This window comes from Chryseobacterium indologenes (assembly GCF_002025665.1).
Taxonomy (GTDB): Bacteria; Bacteroidota; Bacteroidia; order Flavobacteriales; family Weeksellaceae; genus Chryseobacterium; species Chryseobacterium metallicongregator.
On the sequence record NZ_CP018786.1, the window covers coordinates 25,389 to 48,360 of the forward strand.

18 protein-coding genes are annotated in these 22,972 nt (G+C 37.4%); 7 read left to right on the forward strand and 11 right to left on the reverse strand.

From position 1 onward, the window contains the following. Genes BUE84_RS00135 through BUE84_RS00150 form a run of 4 tightly spaced genes read right to left on the reverse strand, consistent with a single transcriptional unit; the run spans position 1 to position 6,373 of the window. A complete protein-coding gene (locus BUE84_RS00135) occupies positions 1–522 on the reverse strand; it encodes a DUF3341 domain-containing protein (protein WP_034691794.1) in 522 nt (173 codons plus the stop codon). Beyond that, a complete protein-coding gene (nrfD, locus tag BUE84_RS00140; RefSeq protein WP_034691792.1) occupies positions 509–1,906 on the reverse strand; it encodes an NrfD/PsrC family molybdoenzyme membrane anchor subunit in 1,398 nt (465 codons plus the stop codon). Before nrfD ends, BUE84_RS00135 begins: the two co-directional genes overlap by 14 nt. Before the next feature lie 25 nt (positions 1,907–1,931). After that, positions 1,932–4,991: a TAT-variant-translocated molybdopterin oxidoreductase gene (locus BUE84_RS00145; RefSeq protein ID WP_034691789.1), complete on the reverse strand. Its 3,060-nt coding sequence runs from the start codon at positions 4,989–4,991 to the stop codon at positions 1,932–1,934. Positions 4,992–5,014: 23 nt separating this feature from the next. After that, entirely contained in the window at positions 5,015–6,373 is a 1,359-nt protein-coding gene (locus tag BUE84_RS00150) for a c-type cytochrome (protein WP_047426932.1), read from the reverse strand. Positions 6,374–6,557: 184 nt separating this feature from the next. Between BUE84_RS00150 and BUE84_RS00155 the strand changes: the two genes are divergently transcribed. Beyond that, positions 6,558–7,115: an SPOR domain-containing protein gene (locus tag BUE84_RS00155; protein ID WP_034691785.1), complete on the forward strand. Its 558-nt coding sequence runs from the start codon at positions 6,558–6,560 to the stop codon at positions 7,113–7,115. Between the two features lie 55 nt (positions 7,116–7,170). Here the strand turns inward: BUE84_RS00155 and BUE84_RS00160 are convergent, their stop codons facing one another. The 6 genes from BUE84_RS00160 to BUE84_RS00185 form a co-directional block, all read right to left on the reverse strand. Then, the gene (locus tag BUE84_RS00160; protein ID WP_238594335.1) at positions 7,171–8,448 is read right to left on the reverse strand and encodes a DUF6080 domain-containing protein; all 1,278 of its coding nucleotides are present in this window, start codon (positions 8,446–8,448) and stop codon (positions 7,171–7,173) included. 74 nt (positions 8,449–8,522) lie between these two features. After that, complete coding sequence (locus BUE84_RS00165; protein ID WP_079240020.1) at positions 8,523–9,338, reverse strand: T9SS-dependent choice-of-anchor J family protein; 816 nt, start codon at positions 9,336–9,338, stop codon at positions 8,523–8,525. Positions 9,339–9,424: 86 nt separating this feature from the next. Continuing rightward, positions 9,425–10,966, reverse strand: coding sequence for a protein adenylyltransferase SelO (locus tag BUE84_RS00170; RefSeq protein WP_079240021.1), 1,542 nt, complete (start codon positions 10,964–10,966; stop codon positions 9,425–9,427). Positions 10,967–11,041: 75 nt separating this feature from the next. Continuing rightward, complete coding sequence (locus BUE84_RS00175; RefSeq protein ID WP_034691777.1) at positions 11,042–13,420, reverse strand: transglycosylase domain-containing protein; 2,379 nt, start codon at positions 13,418–13,420, stop codon at positions 11,042–11,044. 6 nt (positions 13,421–13,426) lie between these two features. After that, positions 13,427–13,891 carry a gliding motility lipoprotein GldH gene (locus tag BUE84_RS00180; protein ID WP_034691774.1) on the reverse strand — a complete coding sequence of 155 codons (465 nt, stop codon included), beginning with the start codon at positions 13,889–13,891 and terminating at the stop codon, positions 13,427–13,429. Next, positions 13,884–15,287: a stage 0 sporulation family protein gene (locus tag BUE84_RS00185; protein WP_079240022.1), complete on the reverse strand. Its 1,404-nt coding sequence runs from the start codon at positions 15,285–15,287 to the stop codon at positions 13,884–13,886. Before BUE84_RS00185 ends, BUE84_RS00180 begins: the two co-directional genes overlap by 8 nt. 458 nt (positions 15,288–15,745) lie before the next feature. On the opposite strand from BUE84_RS00185, the gene BUE84_RS00190 reads away from it, so the two are divergent. The 5 genes from BUE84_RS00190 to BUE84_RS00210 all read left to right on the forward strand — a co-directional run bounded on the left by BUE84_RS00190 (position 15,746) and on the right by BUE84_RS00210 (position 21,768). Continuing rightward, positions 15,746–16,984, forward strand: a complete 1,239-nt coding sequence (locus BUE84_RS00190; RefSeq protein WP_079240023.1) for an OmpP1/FadL family transporter — start codon at positions 15,746–15,748, stop codon at positions 16,982–16,984. Between the two features lie 12 nt (positions 16,985–16,996). Beyond that, the gene (locus BUE84_RS00195) at positions 16,997–18,556 is read left to right on the forward strand and encodes a G-D-S-L family lipolytic protein (RefSeq protein WP_079240024.1); all 1,560 of its coding nucleotides are present in this window, start codon (positions 16,997–16,999) and stop codon (positions 18,554–18,556) included. An 85-nt stretch (positions 18,557–18,641) separates the two neighbouring features. After that, the gene (locus tag BUE84_RS00200) at positions 18,642–19,580 is read left to right on the forward strand and encodes a ribose-phosphate pyrophosphokinase (RefSeq protein ID WP_034691764.1); all 939 of its coding nucleotides are present in this window, start codon (positions 18,642–18,644) and stop codon (positions 19,578–19,580) included. A 56-nt stretch (positions 19,581–19,636) separates the two neighbouring features. Then, the gene (locus BUE84_RS00205; protein ID WP_034691761.1) at positions 19,637–20,284 is read left to right on the forward strand and encodes a 50S ribosomal protein L25/general stress protein Ctc; all 648 of its coding nucleotides are present in this window, start codon (positions 19,637–19,639) and stop codon (positions 20,282–20,284) included. Between the two features lie 263 nt (positions 20,285–20,547). After that, complete coding sequence (locus tag BUE84_RS00210; protein ID WP_079240025.1) at positions 20,548–21,768, forward strand: aminotransferase class V-fold PLP-dependent enzyme; 1,221 nt, start codon at positions 20,548–20,550, stop codon at positions 21,766–21,768. A 58-nt stretch (positions 21,769–21,826) separates the two neighbouring features. On the opposite strand, the gene BUE84_RS00215 is transcribed toward BUE84_RS00210, so the two are convergent. After that, positions 21,827–21,952, reverse strand: coding sequence for a GNAT family acetyltransferase (locus BUE84_RS00215; RefSeq protein WP_079240026.1), 126 nt, complete (start codon positions 21,950–21,952; stop codon positions 21,827–21,829). Between the two features lie 150 nt (positions 21,953–22,102). On the opposite strand from BUE84_RS00215, the gene BUE84_RS00220 reads away from it, so the two are divergent. Then, positions 22,103–22,924 (forward strand): T9SS type A sorting domain-containing protein, encoded by an 822-nt coding sequence (locus BUE84_RS00220; protein ID WP_079240027.1) that lies wholly within the window; start codon positions 22,103–22,105, stop codon positions 22,922–22,924. The last annotated feature ends 48 nt before the right edge of the window (positions 22,925–22,972 follow it).

Here is a 22,972-nt window from a genome sequence, read left to right on the forward strand (position 1 = left end):
TTAAGCGTCTTTAACAGTTATTTCTTCAACTCCAGTTTCAATAAGCAACTGTTTTACAGATTCTACATCTTCAGTTACAAATTCCATCATGAATTTATCATCAGTCGTTCTTGGATCCGGGTTCTGAGCTGGAGCTCCTGGATACATTTTGTTTCTAACTAAGAAAGTTAAAGACATCATGTGAGCGGCACAGAATACCATTAATTCGAACATTGGAACTACGAATGCAGGCATGTTGTGTCCCCAGTCAAAAGCTGGTTTACCACCGATATTCTGCGGCCAGTCGTGGTTCATTACATACCAGGTTAAAGTAGCACCGATAGTAACCCCATAAAGAGCATATAAGAATGCGGCATCAGAAATTCTAGTTTTCTTTAAACCTAAAGCTTTGTCTAGTCCGTGAACCGGAAACGGAGTATAAACTTCGTTAATTGCGATTCCTTTATCGTTGAATGCTTTAACGCCGTTCATTAAATCGTCGTCGTCAGCATAAAGTCCGTATACAATTTTAGTGGTGCTCATCTCCTTCTTTTGCTTTATAAGTTTCACCTGAGATTTTCAAAATCGATTTTAATTCAGCCTGTGCAATTACAGGGAACGTTCTTGCATATAATAAGAATAATACAGAGAAGAATCCGATAGTTCCTAAGTATACACCTACATCAATGATCGTTGGCTTAAACATTGTCCATGACCCTGGTAAGTAGTCTCTTGAAAGGTTGATAACGATGATATCAAAACGCTCGAACCACATACCGATGTTGATGATTAATGCAACAATGAATGTCCAGATAATGTTCGTTCTTAGTCTCTTGAACCAGAAAGAAGCAGGAATAACAAGGTTACAGATGATCAATGACCAGAATGCCCACCAGTAAGGTCCTACAGCAGCACCTGGAGAAAGATATGTGAAATCTTCAAATCTAGATCCGGAGTACCATCCGATGAAATATTCAGTTGCATAAGCTACAGTTACCATACCACCAGTTAAGATGATTACGATGTTCATGATTTCGATATGATACATTGTAATATACTCTTCTAAGTGACACACTTTTCTTGCAACCAACAATAGTGTCTGTACCATTGCAAATCCTGAGAAGATTGCACCAGCAACGAAGTAAGGAGGATAGATTGTTGAGTGCCATCCTTTAATTACTGAAGTCGCGAAGTCAAATGATACGGTGGTGTGTACTGAGAATACAAGTGGAGTTGCCAAACCTGCAAGAACCAAAGAAAGTTCTTCGAATCTTTGCCAGTGTTTTGCTTTACCACCCCAACCGAATGCAAGGAATGTATAAATTTTCTTAGTCCAAGGAGTCTTAGCTCTATCTCTGATCATTGCAAAGTCAGGGATTAGTCCCATGAACCAGAATACAGTTGATACTGAGAAATACGTAGAGATCGCAAATACGTCCCAAAGTAGAGGAGAGTTAAAGTTCCCCCAAAGAGAACCGAATTGGTTTGGTAAAGGGAATACCCAGTATCCAACCCAAACTCTACCCATGTGGATTACAGGGAAGATTGCTGCCTGTACAACCGCAAAGATCGTCATCGCCTCTGCAGATCTGTTTACAGACATTCTCCATCTCTGTCTAAATAATAATAATACTGCGGAGATTAGGGTCCCGGCGTGACCGATACCTACCCACCATACGAAGTTGGTAATATCCCAACCCCAGTTAATAGTTCTGTTAAGCCCCCATGCTCCAATACCTGTCCCGATAGTGTAAGCGATACAGCCGAATCCATAGAGGAATAGAACTAGTGCAGCATATAATGAGATCCACCATAATTTACCTGCTCTTTCTTCGATAGGTCGTGCGATATCTTCTGTAATATCGTGATAAGTTTTGTGACCAATAATTAGAGGTTCCCTTATCGGAGCTTCGTAATGTCCTGACATTTTTTACCTATTTATTATTTAAACTTTATTTTTCTACTCTGTTTCTTACTTTAGTGTGATAGAACACGTTTGGTTTTGTTCCGATCTCCTCTAGTAAATAATATCTTCTGTTAGATGCATATTGCTCTCTAATCGAAGAATCTTTATCATTCATGTCTCCAAATGTCATTGCTCCAGTAGAACAAGCTTTAGAACAAGCAGTCTGGAATTCTCCATCCTTCACTCTTCTTCCTTCTTTCTTAGCCTCAAGAATAGTATTCTGAGTCATTTGGATACACATTGAACATTTCTCCATTACCCCTCTAGTTCTTACAACTACATCCGGGTTAAGTACCATTCTTCCTAAATCGTTGTTCATGTTGAAATCGAACTTGTCATTTAGGTTATAAGTAAACCAGTTGAAACGTCTTACTTTGTACGGACAGTTGTTTGCACAATATCTGGTACCGATACATCTGTTGTAAGCCATATGGTTTTGACCTTGCTTACCGTGTGAAGTAGCCGCTACCGGACATACAGTTTCACATGGAGCGTGGTTACAGTGCTGACACATTACTGGTTGGAAGATTACATCCGGGTTGTCTGCAGGGTGGTTTAATGCACCTCCGTCTCCGAAAGCAGTACCGTACAATTCTGGTACAGCCATTCCTTCTTTCAATCCTTCGTAAACTTCTACTTTCTGTCTTGAAGAGTAGTAACGGTCAATTCTTAACCAGTACATATCTCTAGACATCCTTACTTCTTCTTTACCTACTACAGGAACGTTGTTTTCTGCCTGACAAGCAATGATACATGCTCCACAACCAGTACAAGAGTTCAAGTCAATAGATAAGTTAAAGTGAGGACCATCTGTATCATCAAAAGCATCCCAAAGGTCGATTTTTCTCGCTGGAAGTGCTCCGCTGATCGTGTGGTATTCCAAAGGCTTGTTCCATCCTTTGTGCTCATCATCAAAAGCAACGTTAATGAATTCAGCTAAAGGAACTTCCTTCGCGATTTCATAACGACCCATTAATGTATTTTGAAGCTGGATACCTGCGAACTCGTGATCTTCTCCTGTTTTTTCAATTTTAACACCTGAAAGAACAAGGTTAGAACCGTCAAATAAAGGATAAGCATTTACACCAGTATCAGCAGTTGCTCCTGAGTTTTTCTTACCATAACCAAGTGCAAGACCTACAGATCCTTCAGCTTGTCCTGGTTGTACGAATACAGGAACGTTTTCTATTTTAACTCCGTTTACAGTAAGGTTTACAATAGAACCATCTAGCTGCATTCTTGCGTTAAGATCGTTGTCAATTGCAAATTTCTCTGCATCTTTAGGAGAAATTGTAAGGTAGTTATCCCAAGACATTCTTGTGATTGGGTCAGGTAACTCTTGTAACCAAGGGTTATTTGCCTGAGTACCATCTCCCATTGAAGTCTTAGTGTATAATACTAATTCTAATTCAGAAGCTTTAAAGTTTCCTAGTTCAGCAACAGCCTGAGCAGCGTTTCCACCTGCATAAGCAAGAGAAGTTGCATTCGTAGAAGCGTTGATACCGTTATACAATGCTTTGTTGAAAGAAGTACCACCTAAAAGAGAAGCAGAGCTTGCTTTTAAATAATCGTAGTAGTTGTTTGCTGCATTGTTTTTACCATTCTTCCAAACCAATAGAGACTCTTCAATCTGTCTTGATTTGTAGATTTTCTGGATCGTAGGCTGCATTAATGAATATACTCCAGTCTGTGGTTCGATATCTCCCCAAGACTCTAACCAGTTAGCTACCGGAATTACAGCTTTCGCTGCTTTGTACATTTCATTTTTCTTATCTGCTACAGCAACTACGTAAGGAACTTTTGATAAAGATTTTTTGAAATCTTCTCCTTTTGGATGAGAGTAGATAGGGTCTACGTTGTTTGTAATTAATACACCAACTTGTCCACCGTTTACCCATCCTAAGAATTCCTGGTATTTAGCACCGTTGAATTCTTTAAGGAAGTTTGCCTTACCTGTGAAAGCTACTGAACCTAATTTTTGGTTGATTAAGTGTGCTAAAACCTGTGCTCCTTTAGAACCGTCAGCGAAAACAACAGCTTTGCTTCCTTTTGCTTTCAATTCGTTAGCAATTTCAGTTGCAGTCTTATCAGTAGTACCGCCACCTACGATTGCATTGTAAACTTCCACTAACGTTTTGTTTACAGCACTTGGTTTTAATCTGTATCTTGAGTCAGCATTAGCTCCAGTTAAAGACATGTTAGACTCCACCTGGATGTGTCTCAACATGCTTGCTCCTGGTTTTCTAGCTGCTGCATAAGAAGTCTCTAAGCTTGAAGCGTTATAATCTCCTAAGAAATCAGCCTGGAAAGAAACTACCAATTCAGAACCGTTAAGGTCATAAACAGGTAATGCTCTTTGTCCGAATACTTCCTGAGCTGCATCTAATCCTGCAGAGTAAGGGAAAGCATCATAAGTTACTAATTCAGCTGTAGGATATTTAGCTTTGAATTCAGCGAATAACTTTTTGAAAGTTGGTGAAGCAAAAGAGTGTGATAAAACAACAATCTTTTTGCCTGACGCTTTAGCTTCTTCCAAACCTTTGATAACGAAACTGTCTACTTTATCGAAAGTTTCATCTTTACCGTCTAGTTTAGGCTGCTTTACTTTATCGTTATCATAAAGAGAAAGTACACTTGCCTGAGCTCTTGCGTTAGTTTTACCTAAATCACCACCAGCCGGGTTTGGTTCAATTTTGATAGGTCTACCTTCACGGGTTTTTACTAAAACACTAGCAAAGTCGAAACCGTCAAAATATGTTGAAGCGTAATAATTAGGGATTCCCGGAATAATGTCATGCGGTTTTACCACATAAGGAATCGTTTTGATTACCGGAGCTTCGCAGGCAGCTAATGTAACTGCTGCTGTAGAGAATCCTAGTAATTTAAGGAAATCTCTTCTTGAAGTACTTGATCCGTTTTTCTCAGCATCTCCAAGGAAATCTTCTACCGGAATTTCTTCCTGAAACTCTTTCTGAGCCAGCTTATTATTCAAAGCTGGATCTTTAAGTTCATGAATACTTCTGAATTGTATTTTGTTTGAAGCCATTTATACTTCTAATTTTTTAGTTATTAATAATGACATTTACCACACTCAAGACCTCCAATTGCATCTACAGTGATCTTACCTCCATCTTGTGGATATTGTTTTTTCAACTTGTCATGTAGATTTTTGAAGTACTCTTTATTATAACCGTTGTTCATATCAACTTCAGTCGTTCTGTGGCACTCGATACACCATCCCATAGTAAAGTCGTTTGCCATTTGAACAACATTCATTGTATCAATTTTACCGTGACAAGCTTTACATACAACATCAATTTTGTTGTTAGGATTCTTTTTGTTGAAAGAATTGATGATCGCTTGTTCTCCAGCAATTACGTGCTGAGAGTGGTTGAAGTAAACGAAGTCTGGCATGTTGTGGATTCTTGTCCATTCAACCGGCTGTGTTTTTCCTGTGTACTGTTGTTTTGCAGGATCCCAACCTGTTGCAGCGTAGATCTTCTGGATTTCTCCGTCATAGAATGCCTTGTCTTTTCCTGGCTCCATGTAGTGATCTGCGTTGTATTCAGAAATTGTTCTGTGACAGTTCATACAAACGTTCATAGAAGGAATCTCAGATACTTTTCCGTATTTAGCACTAGAGTGACATAACTGACAGTCAATTTTCTGTTCTCCAGCGTGGATTTTGTGAGAGAAGTAGATAGGCTGCTCAGGTTTGTACCCTTTGTAAACCCCAATCCACATTAACCAGTTCCATACTCCGTAAGCGGCTAAAATAGCAAGGATTGCCAATAGACCTTTACCAATGAAGTGGAACTTCTCGTACATTTCACTGAAAGAACGAACTCTTGTTTCATTAAGTCCAGCTAAATCTTCAGACTGACCCAGTTTTACCAATTGTCTTAGTTTAACCAAGATCCAAACCAGTAAACCTGCGATCGCTAAAAGTGAAATGATGACAACGTTTGTTGTAGTTTTGTCTGCAGGAGCTGCCGCAGTAGCGTCAGTTGCAGGAGTTGCTTCCGGTTTTTTCTCCTCCGGAGCAGGAGGGTTAGTTGTGAAAGCTAAAATGTCGTCAATATCCTTATCTGTAAGATTTGGAAAGACCTGCATTTCAGTCTTGTTAAACTTTTCAAAAATCTCATTGGCGTATTTATCCCCAGAAGCTCTTAGAGCTTTGTTGTCTTTGATCCACTTGTGAAGCCAATCTTTGTCTACACCACCTTCTGTCTTTACTCGTTCTACAACCCCTTTTAGTGGTGGTCCTACAACTTGTTTGTCCAGCGCGTGACATGCAGTACAATTCGCTTTGAAAAGTTTCTCTCCGTTTTTAGGATCGCCGTCTTGCCCGTAAAATGAAGCACTGGTTGATAGCAATAAGCCTATTGCGATCAACGTTTTTTTATAATGCTTTCTCCAACTAATCATTTAAATTATCTTATGTTAGTAAATTATTGAACATTCAATCAATTCCGCAAAAATAATATTTTTAACAGGAATTTAACGGTATATCGAAAAGGGAAAATATCATTTACGTTTAATTTGTATTGATTCTAAATAACCAGTTTGGTATAGTTTTTTAATTTGTATAAATTTGCGGAAACAAGTTTAAATGAGAAATCTAATCAAAATATTTTCGATATTATCATTATTTGGATTTTATAATATTGAAGCACAACAAGTTGTTAAAAAGGATACCCTGTCAGGAACAGAGCTTGTTATGACAATGGATTCCAAAATAAATGCTGCTTTGGAAGGAATTGAAGGAAAGTGTGCGAAAGTTGCTCCAACAAATTCTCCTAAAGATTTCAGTAATAATGATAGTGGAATTTCTACAGGAATCAATACAAAACCGCCTAAGATCTTTGTGCCGAGCAGAGAACTTACGAATGCTGAAATCTGTAAGAAAAATCCTAGAATTTTAGGGTTCAAAATCCAGATTACAACGGTGAAAAGTAATGAGGAGGCTAATGAGGTGAAGTCTTATTTCAGAAAAAGATTCCCGAATCTGAAAGTAGAGACGGATGCTTCTTTAAGACCAAATTATAAGATTTTAGCTGGAAGTTATTTCACAAAACAAAGTGCAGCCAGTGATCTTTCCAAAATCAGAGAATACTTTAAATCTGCAGTAGCAGTACAGTATAGAATTTTCTGTGCAGAAGCAAAATAGGAAGAATTTATTTCAACATAAAAAACAAAAAGCTGAGAAATTTTCTCAGCTTTTTTTATTGATAATAATTTTCCATAAACCAGAAGAACTCTGCCATTCTGAAGGTATTATTGACGATCAGATAGATAAACAATACAACCATTGTTAATGTTAAAAACGACAACATTTTAGGTGAAGATCTGTAGGCAAAAAAGAGCCATCCTAAAAGAAGAGGGTATACAAAAACAAAATGTCCTCCATAAATATAGGAAGTGTGAAGACCAAACCTCATTACACAATGGATAATGAGGTCAACTAAAAATGAAATGACGATAACCTGAACCCATTTGTTTTTAAAGTTTTTAAAATAACTCCAACTTATCAGGATTAATAATGTGCCGATGAAAAAGTAGGAAAGGGGCGATGAATAAACATCCATGTAAAGTCCTTTGAAATTAAACCCTTTCATATTATGTTTGTCAGACATAATAAATCCCGGGAAAAGAATATTGCCTCCGAAAAAGAATGAAAGAATCATATCCCATGTCGGCATAGATTCTACATTGGAAAACTTTTCATATTGCTGGTTGGTTTTTGAAAAGATATTCTGATATTTAAAATCAATTCTGTTCAGATAAAGCAGTACAAAACAGATAACAGCTATTGCCACTCTTAAAACTGCATTTCCGAATTTCTTCCAGTTGGTAAAAATGCCTTTCTCAAAAATAAGTGGAATGAAAACTTTTACAAAGTTGGTAATAGTAAGCCCTCCGATAGTAATTCCAGCCAGTGATAAAGCAGTAGCAGGCATTTTCTCTTCTTTCCTTAGTTTGATTGCCGCATAGTAGTTGTATAGCGATAGTAAAAATAAGGTGTAGGTAAAGTTCTCCGGAGTAAAAGACAAGATGATATTAGTGGAAAAAGCTCCAAAGAATAATATGATTAAAAGGCTTAGCCATAAAGGAAGCTGAATGATATTCTTTAAATATTTAAATACCTGAATAATATTTAATGTAATGATAATATTACTGAGCCATGCCAACGTAAGTCTGAAGTTGGCATCCGTTTTTCCTCCTGAAATAAATAGCGAGAATTCTCTTATCCAGTTGAAAAAATAGTAGGATAGAGGATGTCTTTCAAAACTGCCTCCTGTCATAAGGATTGATTTATTATCAAAACTGAAGTAAGCATCCCACGGAATCCTGCTGTCAAAAATAATCCTGTAATGAAGGGCAATATAAGATCCCAGAATTCCATAACAGACTATGAAAAACAGAAATACCGCCAACTCGGTATAGGTGGATGGGAAAACCAGTTTAAGAAAATTGATAAATTTTGTTTTGATAAAAGACACGGGTCAAATTTTTTGCAAAAGTAAAATAAAAAAACCACCAAAATTGGTGGTTATAAAAGTTTGTATAAACGTTGTTATTGTTTGATTACTTTCTCGGTTTTGGAAGTTCCGTCTGAGAAGTCTACTTTTAATAGATAAACTCCTTTTGGAAGTGAAGAAATATCCAATCTTTCTGAAGTATTGTTGAGCAGAGATTTTCCACTTGCATCAATTACTGTGGCAGATTTGATTTTTTTATCTGTTTTAATATTGATTTCTCCTTTTGTAGGGTTTGGATAAATGTTTGTGAAGTCTTTTACTTTAGCATTGGCTTCCTGAGTAGCTAATGTAGCACTTGCTAAAACCTGTACATCATCTATAGAAAGGCTGTCTGCATCATTGGCAACATAATGGAATCTGAATTTAACATTGGCCTGCCCTGCATATGAGGCTAAGCTCACGGTAATCGCTAGTGTTTCATAATCAGTATATACTCCATAGTCTTCTTCAACCCATACCTGATTCCAGGTAGTTCCTCCATCTGTGGATACCTCGACTTTTAAATCTCCGTTAGGATTTGGATCAACCATGTATTCGTATCCAATTTTAGCATTGAACTTTAGTACCGGACTTGTTGTCCCTACTAAACTGAAGGAAGGACTTGTTAAATGAGCATCCTGTGAATCGGCAATCCATCCTATGCAAGCAGATTTTCCACCTGTGATATTGAATGTTGCTTGTCCGGTTGCATTAAATATGATAGTGGTAAATCCCCAAGGTCTTGAAGCCACATTTGTTCCGGTTGTCCATCCTGTTGGAGGAAATGTCGTACCCTGAAAAGTCTCTGTGAGAATCTGTGCATTTCCAAATACAAAAGAGATTAGGAAAAGGAATAGTAATTTTGTTTTCATTTGGTTTACGTTTAAAGTTGTTAGTAAATGTAATAAAAAAATGAAAATAATTACATGTTTTTTGGTTTTTTATGAATATTTGTTAATTACGAACTGCATGAAAGTGTGGAACATCCGGCAGTATCATCGTATCCAGACGGTCTTTTGGCGGAGAACTCAGGGTATATTTCCTGATATGGATTTTCGAGGGCTTTAATGAGTTTTTCCAACATCTCTTTTTTGCCATTGCTGATCTCTTCAATACATTCGTAGAGAAGATAATTTCGGAGTATAAATGTTGGATTTGTTTTTTCCATCATGGCTAAAGAGTCTTCTTCCGAAATGGTGTTTAAAGCTTTTCTTGCTTCATGACTTTTGATAAAACTATTTAGCTTTTCCAGCTTTACTTCATCCAGAATAATATAAGAGACATCTTTAAAATGTTCTGGTATGTTTGTGTTTTGGGTTATTTTTTTCAGTTGATTGAAAAACAAGGTGTAATCTAACTGAAGTTCCTGCATTAATCCCTGCCAATTGGTGAAAAATTCTTCATCATCCTTTTGAAGCTGATCAAAACCAAACTTTTTACAGAGCATCTGGTCATGAGCTTCCCAAAAATAAGTTCCGAAATTATTTAAAGTATCTTCTAAAAACTTTTCGTTCTTGATTAATGGATGAAGAGCATTAGCAAGCTGCCAAAGATTCCACTGGGCGATCTGCCCCTGCTTTCCAAAGGCATATCTTCTTCCCGGAAGATCTGTTGTATTGGGTGTGAAATTCAAATCATATTCGTCCATCATGGAATAAGGGCCGTAATCAATGGTTAATCCCAGAACTGACATATTATCTGTATTCATCACTCCATGTACAAAGCCTACTCTGAACCATTCAACCATTAAGTTAGCCGTTCGGGTGCAGATGTTTTCAAAAAAGTCTCTGTATTTCTTACTGTCAGTGGATGTGATTTCCGGGTAATAGTTTTCAATGGTAAAGTCGGCAAGCTCCTGAAGATTGTTGTATTCTCTTTGGGCAGACATAAGTTCAAAATGACCGAAACGTAAAAAGCTTTCAGCAGTTCTGATAACCACTGCACCTTTTTCAAGCTGTGGATTTCCACTGTACATGATATCACGCATCACATCTTCGCCTGTAAAAGCCAGACTAAGTGCTCTTGTTGTAGGAATGCCTAGGTGATACATGGCTTCACTCATAAGATATTCGCGTACAGAAGATCTCAATACGGCTCTTCCGTCAGCATGTCTGGAATATGGAGTTGCTCCGGCTCCTTTCCATTGGATTTCGGTCTTTTTTCCTGCCTCATTGGTAATTTCACCAGCAAGAATAGCTCTTCCATCTCCAAGCTGTCCTGCCCAGTTTCCGAACTGATGCCCTGCATACGCTGTGGCATAGGTTCGAACGTTTTCCGGAAGGTTATTTCCCACCAAAAAGTTCAGGTCTTTATCTTCATATTTTCCTAAGCCAATTTCCTTTGATAAAGCTTCGTTAAAAGCAATAAGTTCAGGTTTATCAAAGCCTGCAGGTTTAATGGTGGCGAATAAAACCTTTGGTGTGTTTCTCTGCATGGGATTGTTTGAAAAATCACCGGGAAAAGTTTCAATAAATGGTTGTCTGATACGTTCGATATTCATCCTTCAAAGGTATTAATTATAAAAGAAAAGACCTTCCAAATTATTGAAAGGTCTTGTGTATTTCTAAAAGAGAATTTATTTATTGAAATCTACTTCATCATTAGAATGAAGGTTTTCATTGATGTTGTCCTCTTTCTTTTCTGTTGGCTTTTTAGGCGTTGGATCTGCTGGTCTTGGATTTTTGATCTCATCGATCGTCTGAAGACTTCCATCGTCTCCATATCCTCCACTTAGTCCTTTAAGGTTCGAACATCCGTCTTTCCAGTCTGAAGGTTTTACAAATTTGTCATCAGGAGTTACTCCTAAACTCTTATCAGCCCATACTTTTTTCATGAAAATTGCCCAGATCGGTAGTGCCATTCTCGCACCCTGACCTTCACCTGTTCCAAAGAAGTGGGTTGCTCTGTCTTCCCATCCAACCCATGCTCCGGTTGCCAGTTTTGGTGTGATTCCCATAAACCATCCATCGGAGTTATTCTGAGTTGTTCCTGTTTTAGCAGCAATTTCTACCGCTTTTGAGATTCCTCTTCTTCCTAATTCTCCGGAAGCAGTTCCGTATTGTGCAACACCTTTCATCAGTTCAATCATGGTGTAGGCATACATTGGGTTCATTACTTCTTTTGGCTCTACGTTTACTTCCTTGATAACTCTACCGTTGGCATCTTCAATTCTCCATATCATCTCTGGTTTGTTGTAGTTACCATAGTTGGCAAAAGTACTGTATGCACCTAGCATTTCGTAAATCGTAATGTCTGATGAACCTAAAGCGATGGTATTGTTTCTAGGAATATCTTCTGTTACTCCCAGATCTCTTGCTGTCTGGATTACAGCGTCCACTCCTGTCATTTCAATTAGTCTTGCAGCAACAGGGTTTTGAGAGTGCGCTAATGCATCTTTTAAAGTAAGCATTCCGCCTCTTCCCGGTACGTGCCACCCGTTGTGATCATAGGTTCCGTTAGAAACAGCGGAACAAGGAGTCATTCCCAGTTTCATAATAGCAGTAGCGTATACGAAAGGTTTGAATGTAGATCCTACCTGTCTCTTACCTTGCTTGATATGATCATATTGGAAGTGCTGCCAGTCTATACCACCTACCCAGGCTTTGATTTCTCCGGTTCCAGGAACCATAGACATCAAACCTGCCTGTGCAATTTGTTTATGGTATCTGATAGAATCCCATGGAGACATTTCCACCTCTTCTTCTCCGGCCCATGTGAATCGTGAAGTTTTGATAGGTTTTTTGAACTCCATCATAATAGAATCCTCAGGCATTCCGTCAGCTTTGAGCAATTTGTAACGGCCGGTTCTTTTCATAGCCTGAACCATTACGTCTTTGATTTGTTTATCATTAAGATAGTAGAAAGGTCTGTTCTTTCTTCCTCTCTGTTCTGCATCAAATCTCTTCTGAAGATCTGTTAAGTGCTCTTTGATTGACTCTTCTGCATATTTCTGCATTTTAGAATCAAGAGTAACATATATTTTTAAACCGTCTTTGTAAAGGTTAAGTTTTTTACCGGTTTCTTTTTCATGAGCTTCAAGATATTTGTCAATCTCTTTTCTCAGATAGAACTTGTAATAAGCAGAATATCCATCCGTGATGCTTTTGATAGGGTGGAAGTCTACTTCAATCGGAGTACTGGCTGCTTTTTCATAAGTTGCAGCATCAATATATCCGGTTTTCTGCATTTGATCCAATACTACATTCCTTCTTTCTTTAGCCTTTTCAGGATATCTGTAAGGATTGTTTTTTCTTGGATTTTCAAGCATTGCTACAAATGTTGCAGCTTCTGGTAATGTAAGTTCAGATGTTTTCTTGTTAAAGTAAACTCTGGAAGCCATTTCAATACCATTAGCGTTGAAAAGGAAGTCAAATTTGTTGAAATAAAGAGTGATAATTTCTTCTTTGGTGTATCTTTTCTCAAGACTTACTGCTACTACCCATTCTTTCAGTTTCTGGAATGCTCTCTGAACTTTATTCTGAGAAGCATTTCCTGTGAAAAGAAGTTTGGCAAGCTGTTGGGTAATGGTAGAACCTCCACCACGTCCACCACCATATGCAACGGCTCTGGCAACAGAGTATAAATCTATTCCTGAGTGTTCTTTAAAACGCTCATCTTCTTTAGCTTGTAGGGCATAAATAAGATAAGGAGGAAGGTCTTTATAAACGATTGGCTGAGTCTTTTCTTTTTCGAATTTACCCAAAGTTACTCCGTCTGAAGAAATGATTTCAGAAGCAACAAAGATATCCGGGTTTTCAAGTTCTTTTACATCAGGCATTTCCCCAAGGAATCCTTGAGAAACCGAAAAGAAAAGCCCTGAAATTCCCAGAACTACCGCAATGAGTCCGATCCAAATAAACGAAACCCATTTTCTCCAGGAGGTGTCTTTCTTTTTCTTGGGAGGCAGAGGAAATGTTTTCCCCTTATTTCCTGCATTTTTTTTGTTTTCTTCCATTTATGGTTACGGTTTAGCCGTTTCTATTTTTACCCCAATATCCTCAATTCCCTGAAGGTTGTCATTTCTCATCGCCTGAGTAAGACTGATTTCATATTTCCCTTTTCCTGGGAACTGGTAATTTACTTTATACTGAAACAAAGTTTCCTTCGTATCACCAAACCCTGTACCAAGCCATTCTCCGTTTGGTTTAGCCAGAACATAATTCAAGGTGTCTGTTTCCTTTTTTTTGTTCTGGAGATTGGTGAAATTCACTATAAACCTTATGTTGCTGTAAGGATAAGTGTTGTTATTTCTTACGACAAATATAATATTTTTAGGATTCTGCGGATCTGAAACTTCAAGATTAAATTTTTGTTCACTTTTCTTATTCCATTTGTTATCAACGGAATTCATGATGACATCTCCTCCTGAGGAAGAGTTGCAGCTAAAGAAAAGGATAAGTGAAAGTAATCCTAAAATTTTATGCATTGTTATCTTTTTTTGGAGGATATTTCTTTTTGAATTTTTTCTTATTCGGATTGTTGCTCTGTGGCTTTTTATCAGCGTCAGAATTATTCACTGCTTTTTCCACAGGTGCTTTTTGCTGTGGGTGCTGCTTTTGAGGTCTAGGCTGATTTGCAGATTGAGCATTTGGGTTTTCGGTTTTTTCAGATCTTTCCGGTCTCTCTTGCCTTTCAGGTCTGTTTCTTTTTTGTCCTTGGCCCTGACTTTGCTGGTTGTTATTTTGTTTATTCTGGTTGCTCTGGTTGTTTCTGTTCCTGTTGTTTCCTCTGTTTTTCTTTTCGAAACGATCAACATTGTTTTCCTGGATCAAATCGATCGTGTGAGTAGAGGCTTCCGGTTGTTTCAGGTCTTCAAGAGGAAGTGTTTTTTCTCCTCTTTTATTCTTTGAAATCAATTTTTTAACAAGGTCAATGTCAAAATCATACCATGCAATTGAACTGTCTACATAAGCAAACCACATTTTCTTTTTGAAAACGTCGATTTTAATACAGAATGCTTTTCCTTTCTCTGTTTCCAAAGTCGTTGAAGAAGAAGGGAAGTTGCTTAATGCATCCAAATAACTGTCAAGCTCATAGTTAAGACAACATTTAAGCTTACCGCATTGCCCTGCCAGTTTCTGAGGATTGATACTCAGCTGTTGATATCTTGCAACATTGGTGTTTACAGATCTGAAGTCTGTAAGCCATGTAGAGCAGCAAAGTTCACGTCCGCAAGATCCGATTCCACCTACTTTGGCAGCTTCCTGTCTGAAACCGATTTGTTTCATGTCGATTTTAGTACGGAAAGCTCCAGCGTAATCTTTGATTAGTTGTCTGAAATCCACTCGGTTATCAGCAGTGTAATAAAAGGTGATTTTTGAGGAGTCACCCTGGTATTCTACGTCTGTAACTTTCATTTCAAGGCCTAATCTCTGGGCAATTTTTCTTGCTTCAAGCTTTACGCCATCTTCTTTTTTTCTTGCTTCCTGCCATACCTCAAGATCTTTTTGGTTGGCCTGTCTGTATATTTTGAGTGCCGATTCTTCAGAAAACTTTTTCTTTTTCATCTGAATCTTTACTAATTCTCCCGTAAGGCTTACTACGCCTACATCGTGTCCCGGACTTGATTCTACTGTAATTACGCTACCTATATGTAAAGGAATATTATTTACATTCTTATAAAACGATTTTCTGTCATTTTTAAATCTAACTTCCACAAAATCACACCTGTTTGGTGCCGGATTGTTGATGTTAGAAAGCCAGTCAAAAACACTTAATTTATAACTATTCCCGCAGGTATTTACATTTTCACAGCCATTTGCGGTTTTTTTAGGGCCGCAAGAATGTGCAGAATCGCCGGATGTTTTACATCCACAACTCATATTTTCTATTATTTATAATCTGCAAATTTATGTATTTTTATCTTTATGAGATTCTAAAATAGTTAAATAACCTGAATTGGAGATAAAACATTTTCCTATTTTGAGTAAGAATGATCGTTAAAGGCTGCCATTTAAGGAAGTAAAGGGCATACTATTTTTTTAATTTAATCTTTTTATTCTAGCTCTGTTTAATTTAACATTTATTATCATTTTGCTTTCCTGCTAATGCTTTTTGAGGCTGTTAAGACTTAATGTTAAACGGTTGTTTAGAATTAAACAGTAAATGATGTTTAGTTTTTTAATCTATTTAAGACTTTCATAATGATTATTTTGTGGTTTATTTCCTTAGAGTTATTATTTTAAACATAGTTTTCTTTTGGGATATTGTTTAAAATATTAGCAAATATTAACAGACGTATTCAAAATAATTTTATATTTGGCTTATATAATAATAGTCTATGAAAAAAATATTAGTATCAACTGCTTTATTGGCGGGAGTTCTATCTTACGCAGGAGGCTTCAGAGTTTCCCTGCAAGGGGTAAAACAATTGGCAATGGCGCATACTAGTGCTCATGCCGAAGACGCGAGTGTGACATTCTTTAACCCGGCGGGTATGTCATTTATCCCTTCCAAACTGAGTATAGTGGCAGGAGGGTTTGGTGCAAGTAATAAAGTTACTTTTCAAAACTTCAATACTCTACAGAGTGCAGAAACAGATAATCCTATAGGGACACCTATATATGCCGCAATTACTTATAGACCTATAGAGAAACTTACAGTAGGGTTTAGTTTTTCAACACCTTTTGGAAGTACAATCAAATGGCCTGATAACTGGGAAGGTAAAGAATTGGTGCAGAAAATGGAACTGAAAAGTTTCTATTTCCAGCCAATGGTCTCTGTAAAACTGGCTCCATGGGTATCTTTTGGTGCTAGTTATATCTACGCAAGAGGAAAAGTAGATTGGGATAAGGCGGTGACTCAATTTGACGGTAAGGTTAATATTAATGATGATAATGCAAGTGGTCACGGATATGGATTCGGTTTCTATTTCAGACCTGACCCGAAACTAGATGTGAGTATTGCTTACCGTTCTGCAATAGATATGAAAGCTAAATCAGGAACTGCTACATTCCAATTCCCGTCACAATCTGTTTATAATCAACTAAAACTGAATGCTGCAGGACAAGATGGATTCTCTGCAACATTACCATTGGTTGAAGAATATACTATTGGTTTAACCTATAAGGTAACACCGAAATGGCAGGTTTCTGCAGACTTTAACTATCATGGATGGGAAAGATACAGTAAGCTTACATTGGATTTCGAGAATGCACCTATTGGAAACAATCCTTCAGATCCGACAATTCTTACAAATCCTAAGAACTTCAAAAACTCCAAAACTTTCAGACTGGGAACTCAGTATGCGTTCACCAATATGATCTATGGACGTTTGGGAGCTTATTATGATGAAGCACCATATACAACAGATAACTTTATTCCGGAAACCCCTTCGTATGATACCTATGTGGTTACTGGTGGGGTAGGCTTCAAGCTGAAGCAGTTCGGAATTGATGTTGCAGGAGGATATGCAATGCCTCAGTACCGAAAGGTAAACAATGCTAATATAGGGCTTAACGGACAGTCAAAAGCAACAGCTTTCTACTTTGGTCTAGGGTTCTCTTATAATCCATTTTAATTTTAGAAGACTATGAAAAAAATTATAATATCGACAATTGCAGTTTCTGCACTTCTTTTTACAGTAAGCTGTAATACGGATTTCGATACGGATGTGAAAGATATCCCGGTAACAAAAGGAGAGGCTGACTTTTCAAAATATATATCTTTAGGAAATTCCCTTACTTCAGGATATCGTGATGGTGCGCTTTACAGCAGCGGCCAGAATGAATCTTATCCAAGTATGATCGCTGCACAGATGAAATTGGCAGGTGGAGGAGACTTTAAACAACCTTTAATGCCTAATGACGTAGGTGGGTTCAACAATCTTCCGGGTTTCCCAGGAAAATTAACTCTTCAGGTTGTTAATGGATCTTTAGCTCCTGTGCCAAGTGGGGCAGCAGCTGCGTTGGATGTATTATCTGGCGGAGGTACTTATAATAATATGGGGGTTCCTGGTGCAAAGTCATTCCACTTGGTCGCTCCTGGATACGGTAGTCAGGCAGGTCTTGCAATGGGTACGGCTAATCCTTATTTTGTAAGGTTTGCTTCTTCTGCTACTACAAGTGTATTGGCTGATGCGATGGCTCAGAAGGCAACGTTTTTCTCTCTTTGGATAGGAAATAATGATGTTTTGTCATATGCTACCAATGGAGGAACAAACTCTCAGACTGTAGGAGGTGTTACCACTTATACAGCAGCTACAGTTCAGACAGGAAATACCAATCCTACAACATATAAATCTAATGATATCTCTGATCCTGCATTAGTAGCTGGATCTATTAAAGCAGTTTTAGATGGTCTTAAAAGTGTAGGGACAACAAAAGGTGTTATTGCTAATATCCCTTCTGTTACTTCAGTTCCTTTCTTTACTACGGTACCTTATAATCCTTTGACACCTGCTCTTTTAGGTTCAAATCTGACAACTCTTAATACAAGTTTATATGGTCCTTTGAAGCAGGCTCTTACTGCTTTTGGAGCTGGGGATAGAATTAATTTACTTTCCGCTACAGGTCCAAACCCTGTTTTAATTAAAGATGTTGCTTTAACAGATTTATCTGTTCAGCTTACAGCTGCTTTAACTCCTTCATTGGGAGCACCTACAGCTGCTGCTTTTGGTCAGATCTTTGGCCAGGCAAGACAGGCTACTGCAGATGATTATATTTTGCTTACAACAAGCTCTGTAATTGGAAGTACTGCGGCTGGAGTATCTGCTCCGGTAAATATTTATGGAATTTCTTATCCATTACAAAACCAACATGTATTAACAAAAACAGAAGCTGGCTATGTGAAAACAGCAACAACTGCATATAATACTTCTATAAAATCACTTGCTGATTCTTATGGACTTGCATTTGTAGATGCCAACACTAAGATGATTGAACTGAATGCACAGTCAGGAATTTTATTTGATGGTGTAAAATATACTGCAAAATTTGTAACAGGAGGAGCTTTCTCTCTAGATGGAGTTCACCTTACAGGACGTGGATACGGTATTGTTGCTAATGAATTTATCAAGTCTATCAATGCTAAATATAAGTCTACACTTCCGCAGGTAGATCCGAACAAATATTCAGGAGTTAAATTCCCTTAATAATTGATAAAATAAAAACTTAGAAACCACAAGAGTAAATCTTGTGGTTTTTTTTTAAATTTGCAAAATCTTTTAAAAAGTAAAAATGGCCGATCAGTTAAGTTATCTATTTTGTACAAGAACCAGCAGGGACTTGGCAGAGAAAATTGCCCAGAATTATGGGAAAGAATTAGGGAAAATCAACTTTCAGGAGTTCAGTGACGGGGAATTTGAGCCTGTTTTGGACGAATCTGTAAGAGGAGGAAGAGTTTTTCTAATTGGATCTACATTCCCTCCTGCAGACAATCTTTTGGAACTTCTTCTAATGATTGATGCAGCAAAAAGAGCTTCTGCAAAGAGCATTACCGTAGTAATTCCTTACTTCGGACTTGCCAGACAGGACAGAAAAGACAAACCAAGAGCGCCGATCGGTGCTAAACTAGTTGCTAACCTTCTTACAGCAGCAGGAGCAACAAGAGTGATGACTATGGATCTTCACGCAGATCAAATCCAAGGATTCTTCGAAATCCCGGTAGATCATCTGTATGCTTCCAGTATTTTTGTAGATTATATCAGATCTTTAGAGCTTGATAATCTTACTATTGCTTCTCCGGATATGGGAGGTGCAAAAAGAGCTAAAAACTATGCCGGTCACTTAGGTGCTGAAGTAGTAATTGCCTACAAGGAAAGAAAAAAAGCAAACGTTGTAGAAGAAATGTTCCTTATCGGGGATGTAACAGGTAAGAACGTGATCCTTATTGATGATATGATTGATACTGCAGGTACACTTTGTAAAGCAGCTGATATCTTAATTGAAAAAGGAGCAAAAACAGTAAGAGCTATGGCAACTCACGGAGTGCTTTCAGGGAAGGCTTACGAGAATATTGAGAACTCAAAACTCTTGGAAGTTATTGTAACTGACTCAATTCCTGTTAAAAATAATTTGTCATCTAAAATAAAAGTGCTATCTTGCGCCCCATTATTTGCTGACGTTATGACAATGGTTCATGAGCATAAATCAATTAGCAGTAAATTTGTTATTTAATTGATTTAAAGCGGATTGCAAATTAAAATCAGAACAATTTTTTAAATTTTTTATAAATGAAATCTATTACAATTCAAGGTACAAAAAGAGAAAGCGTGGGCAAAAAGTCTACAAAAGCTTTACGTGATGCTGAATTAGTTCCTTGTGTTGTTTATGGAGGTGAAGCACCTTTGAACTTCTCTGCTGAAGAGAGCGCTTTCAAAGGATTAGTATACACTCCTGAAGCACACACGGTATCTATTGAAGTTGACGGAAAAACAATTCCAGCTGTTCTTCAGGATATTCAGTTTCACCCAATTACTGACAAAATTCTTCACATCGACTTCTATCAGTTATCTGACGATAAGCCAGTTATCATGGAAGTTCCAGTAAGAATTACCGGACGTTCAAAAGGTGTTGTTGCTGGTGGTGTTTTACGTCAGTCTTTCAGAAAGCTAAAAGTAAAAGCTATTCCTGCTAACCTACCTGACGAAATCGTTGTAGATGTTACTCCATTAAGAATTGGTAACAAACTTTACATCGGTAGCATCAAAACAGAAGGTTACTCTTTCGTACACCCAGACAACGCAGTAGTAGTTGCTGTTAAGATGTCTAGAAATGCAATGAAAGGTGGTGCAGCAATGCAAGATGATGAGGATGAAGAAGAAGTTGCAACTGAAGAAGGTGCAGCTCCTGAAGCAGCAGCTGAAACTGCAGCAGAATAAGAATTACTTATTTAAACAATATAAAAACCCGTCATTTTGGCGGGTTTTTTATTTGATAACGAGTCTCAGTAAAATGGACTAAACAGCTTAATGCATTACTTTTAATTTTATCTTTTCGCTTTATTGTCTTTCTCCACCTTAAACTATCGAATATTTCTATCAACTGACAATGATCAGTACCCGACCTCATGCTTCCTTTCGGAAAAAAAGCCGTAAATTTGAAGAGTTCTAAATAAGACCGTTTTAATTTAAAAAATAAATAAATGTTTGACATTCACGAAATAAGAAGCCAGTTTTCTATATTGGACAGAGAAGTGAACGGTAAGCCTTTGGTTTATCTGGATAATGCAGCTACATCTCAAAAACCAAATTCAGTTTTGGAAGTCTGTCACGCATATTATACAGAACTTAACGCAAATGTTCACAGAGGAATTCATACGCTAAGCCAGTTGGCAACAGAAGAAATGGAACTTTCAAGAAGAAAAATCCAGAAATTCATCAATGCTGAACATGATTTTGAAGTAATCTTTACAAAAGGAACAACAGAAGGGCTGAACCTTATCGCTTATATTTTAACACAGAAACTGCAGAAAGATGATGAAATCATTATTTCATATCTGGAACACCATTCTAATATTGTTCCATGGCAGATGCTTTGTGAAAGAACCGGAGCTAAACTTCGCGTCATTCCTATTGATGAAAACGGAATTCTTCAGATGGATTATTTTGACCAGTTTTTAAGTGAAAAAACAAAGGTTGTTTCTGTGAATCAGGTTTCCAATGCATTGGGAATTGTGAATCCTGTTGAAGAGATTATTGCCAAAACAAGAAAAAATACGGATGCTTACATCGTTATTGACGGGGCTCAGTCTGCACCACATTTCAATATTGATGTTCAGAAAATGGATTGTGATTTCTTTGTATTCTCAGGACATAAAATGTATGCTCCGATGGGAACGGGTATTTTATATGGGAAACGTGAAATATTAGAAGCGTTGCCACCGTTTCATGGAGGAGGAGAGATGATTGCAACCTGTTCTTTCGAAGGAACTACCTATGCTGGTCTTCCTTTTAAATATGAAGCGGGAACACCCAATGTAGGAGGAAATATTGCCTTAGGTGCTGCTGTTGATTTTATGAACAAAGTGGGACATACCCATATTCAGAATCATGAAAATGCTCTGTTGGAATATGCGCAAAGACAGCTTTTAGAAATAGATGGTATTAAGATCTATGGTGAAAAAGCAAATAGAACCGGGGTTGTATCCTTTAATCTGGAAGGAGTTGGAATTGCCTCTGATGTAGGGATGATCCTTGATAAAATGGGAATCGCTGTAAGAACAGGACACCATTGTACGCAACCTATTATGAACTTCTTTAATATTGCCGGAACGGTGAGAGCAAGTTTTGCTGTTTATAATACTTTCGAAGAAATTGATGCCTTGGTAGAAGGTGTTAAAAAAGCACAGAGAATGTTGAGCTAATCAATACGATATTCTTTATGATATAAATTAAAAAGCAGCTATTAAGCTGCTTTTTTTATTAGTCTATTGGAACACAATAGCATCGGCCGTCAATAACAACCTGATAATATCCGATGGCGCATTCAAGACAGATTTCTCCTCCCGCTATAATGCTTTTCATTCTTTCTTTGTTTAGTTTTTTCATAGGATGTGATTTAAAGTTTAAACATAAAAGTATAAATTATAGATAAAATTCTCATTCTTTTTTTAATATATGTAATGTATTTATTTTGCGTGTAATTATGTTTTATGAAATATAATTCGCTAATTTTATATAAACATCAAATATTTTATTATGAAAAAGCTATTTATTCTATTTTTATCCATTTGTGGTTTATGTAATGCACAGATTTTTTCTGAAAACTTCAACGGTAATACTTTGCCAACCGGATGGACGGTAGAGAATCCGGATAACTCTTTTAACTGGAACGTGGGTTCACAGAATGGTTTCGCAAGCTTTCCAGATGGGGCAGCTTTTTTTGATGATGATGATGCAGGGCCAACCGGAATTAATACGAATGCCAGACTGATTTCTCCTGTAGTTAACCTTACCGGAGTAGTAAACCCAAAGCTGTCGTTTAATTATGCTAATATGATTGATAGTCAGGATTCTACTTTAAAAGTTGAAGCTTTCAATGGAACTTCCTGGATTCAGGTTTTTACCTTTTCTGGTGACGCAGGAGTGTGGGATCTTGATTTTAATACCTTTACATTTGTAGTAACAAGTTATGATACTGCTGCAAATATAGATCTTACACCCTATGCTAATGCGGCTTTTAAACTTAGATTTGTTTATGATGATGCCGGAGACTATTCTTACGGGGTTGTAGTAGATAATGTGATGATTACAAGTGGTGTTTTGGCCACTTCAGAGGTTTCATATGCTGATCACATAAATGTATATCCGAATCCGGTTAAGGGGAATCTTTATATTAAGCAAAGCTCTCAAAATAAGTTTGAAAAGATTTCTGTGATTGATCAGTCAGGGAAGCTTGTGAAAACATTTAACAAAGCATCTGATTCCTATGACTTATCAGATCTGCCAAAAGGGATCTATATTATAATGATCATTAATCATGATGGAGAAATTGTTAAGAAGAAAGTGATGAAGGAATAATCATTGAAAAAATAATTCTAACAAAAAACCCTTATAAGAATGCCTATA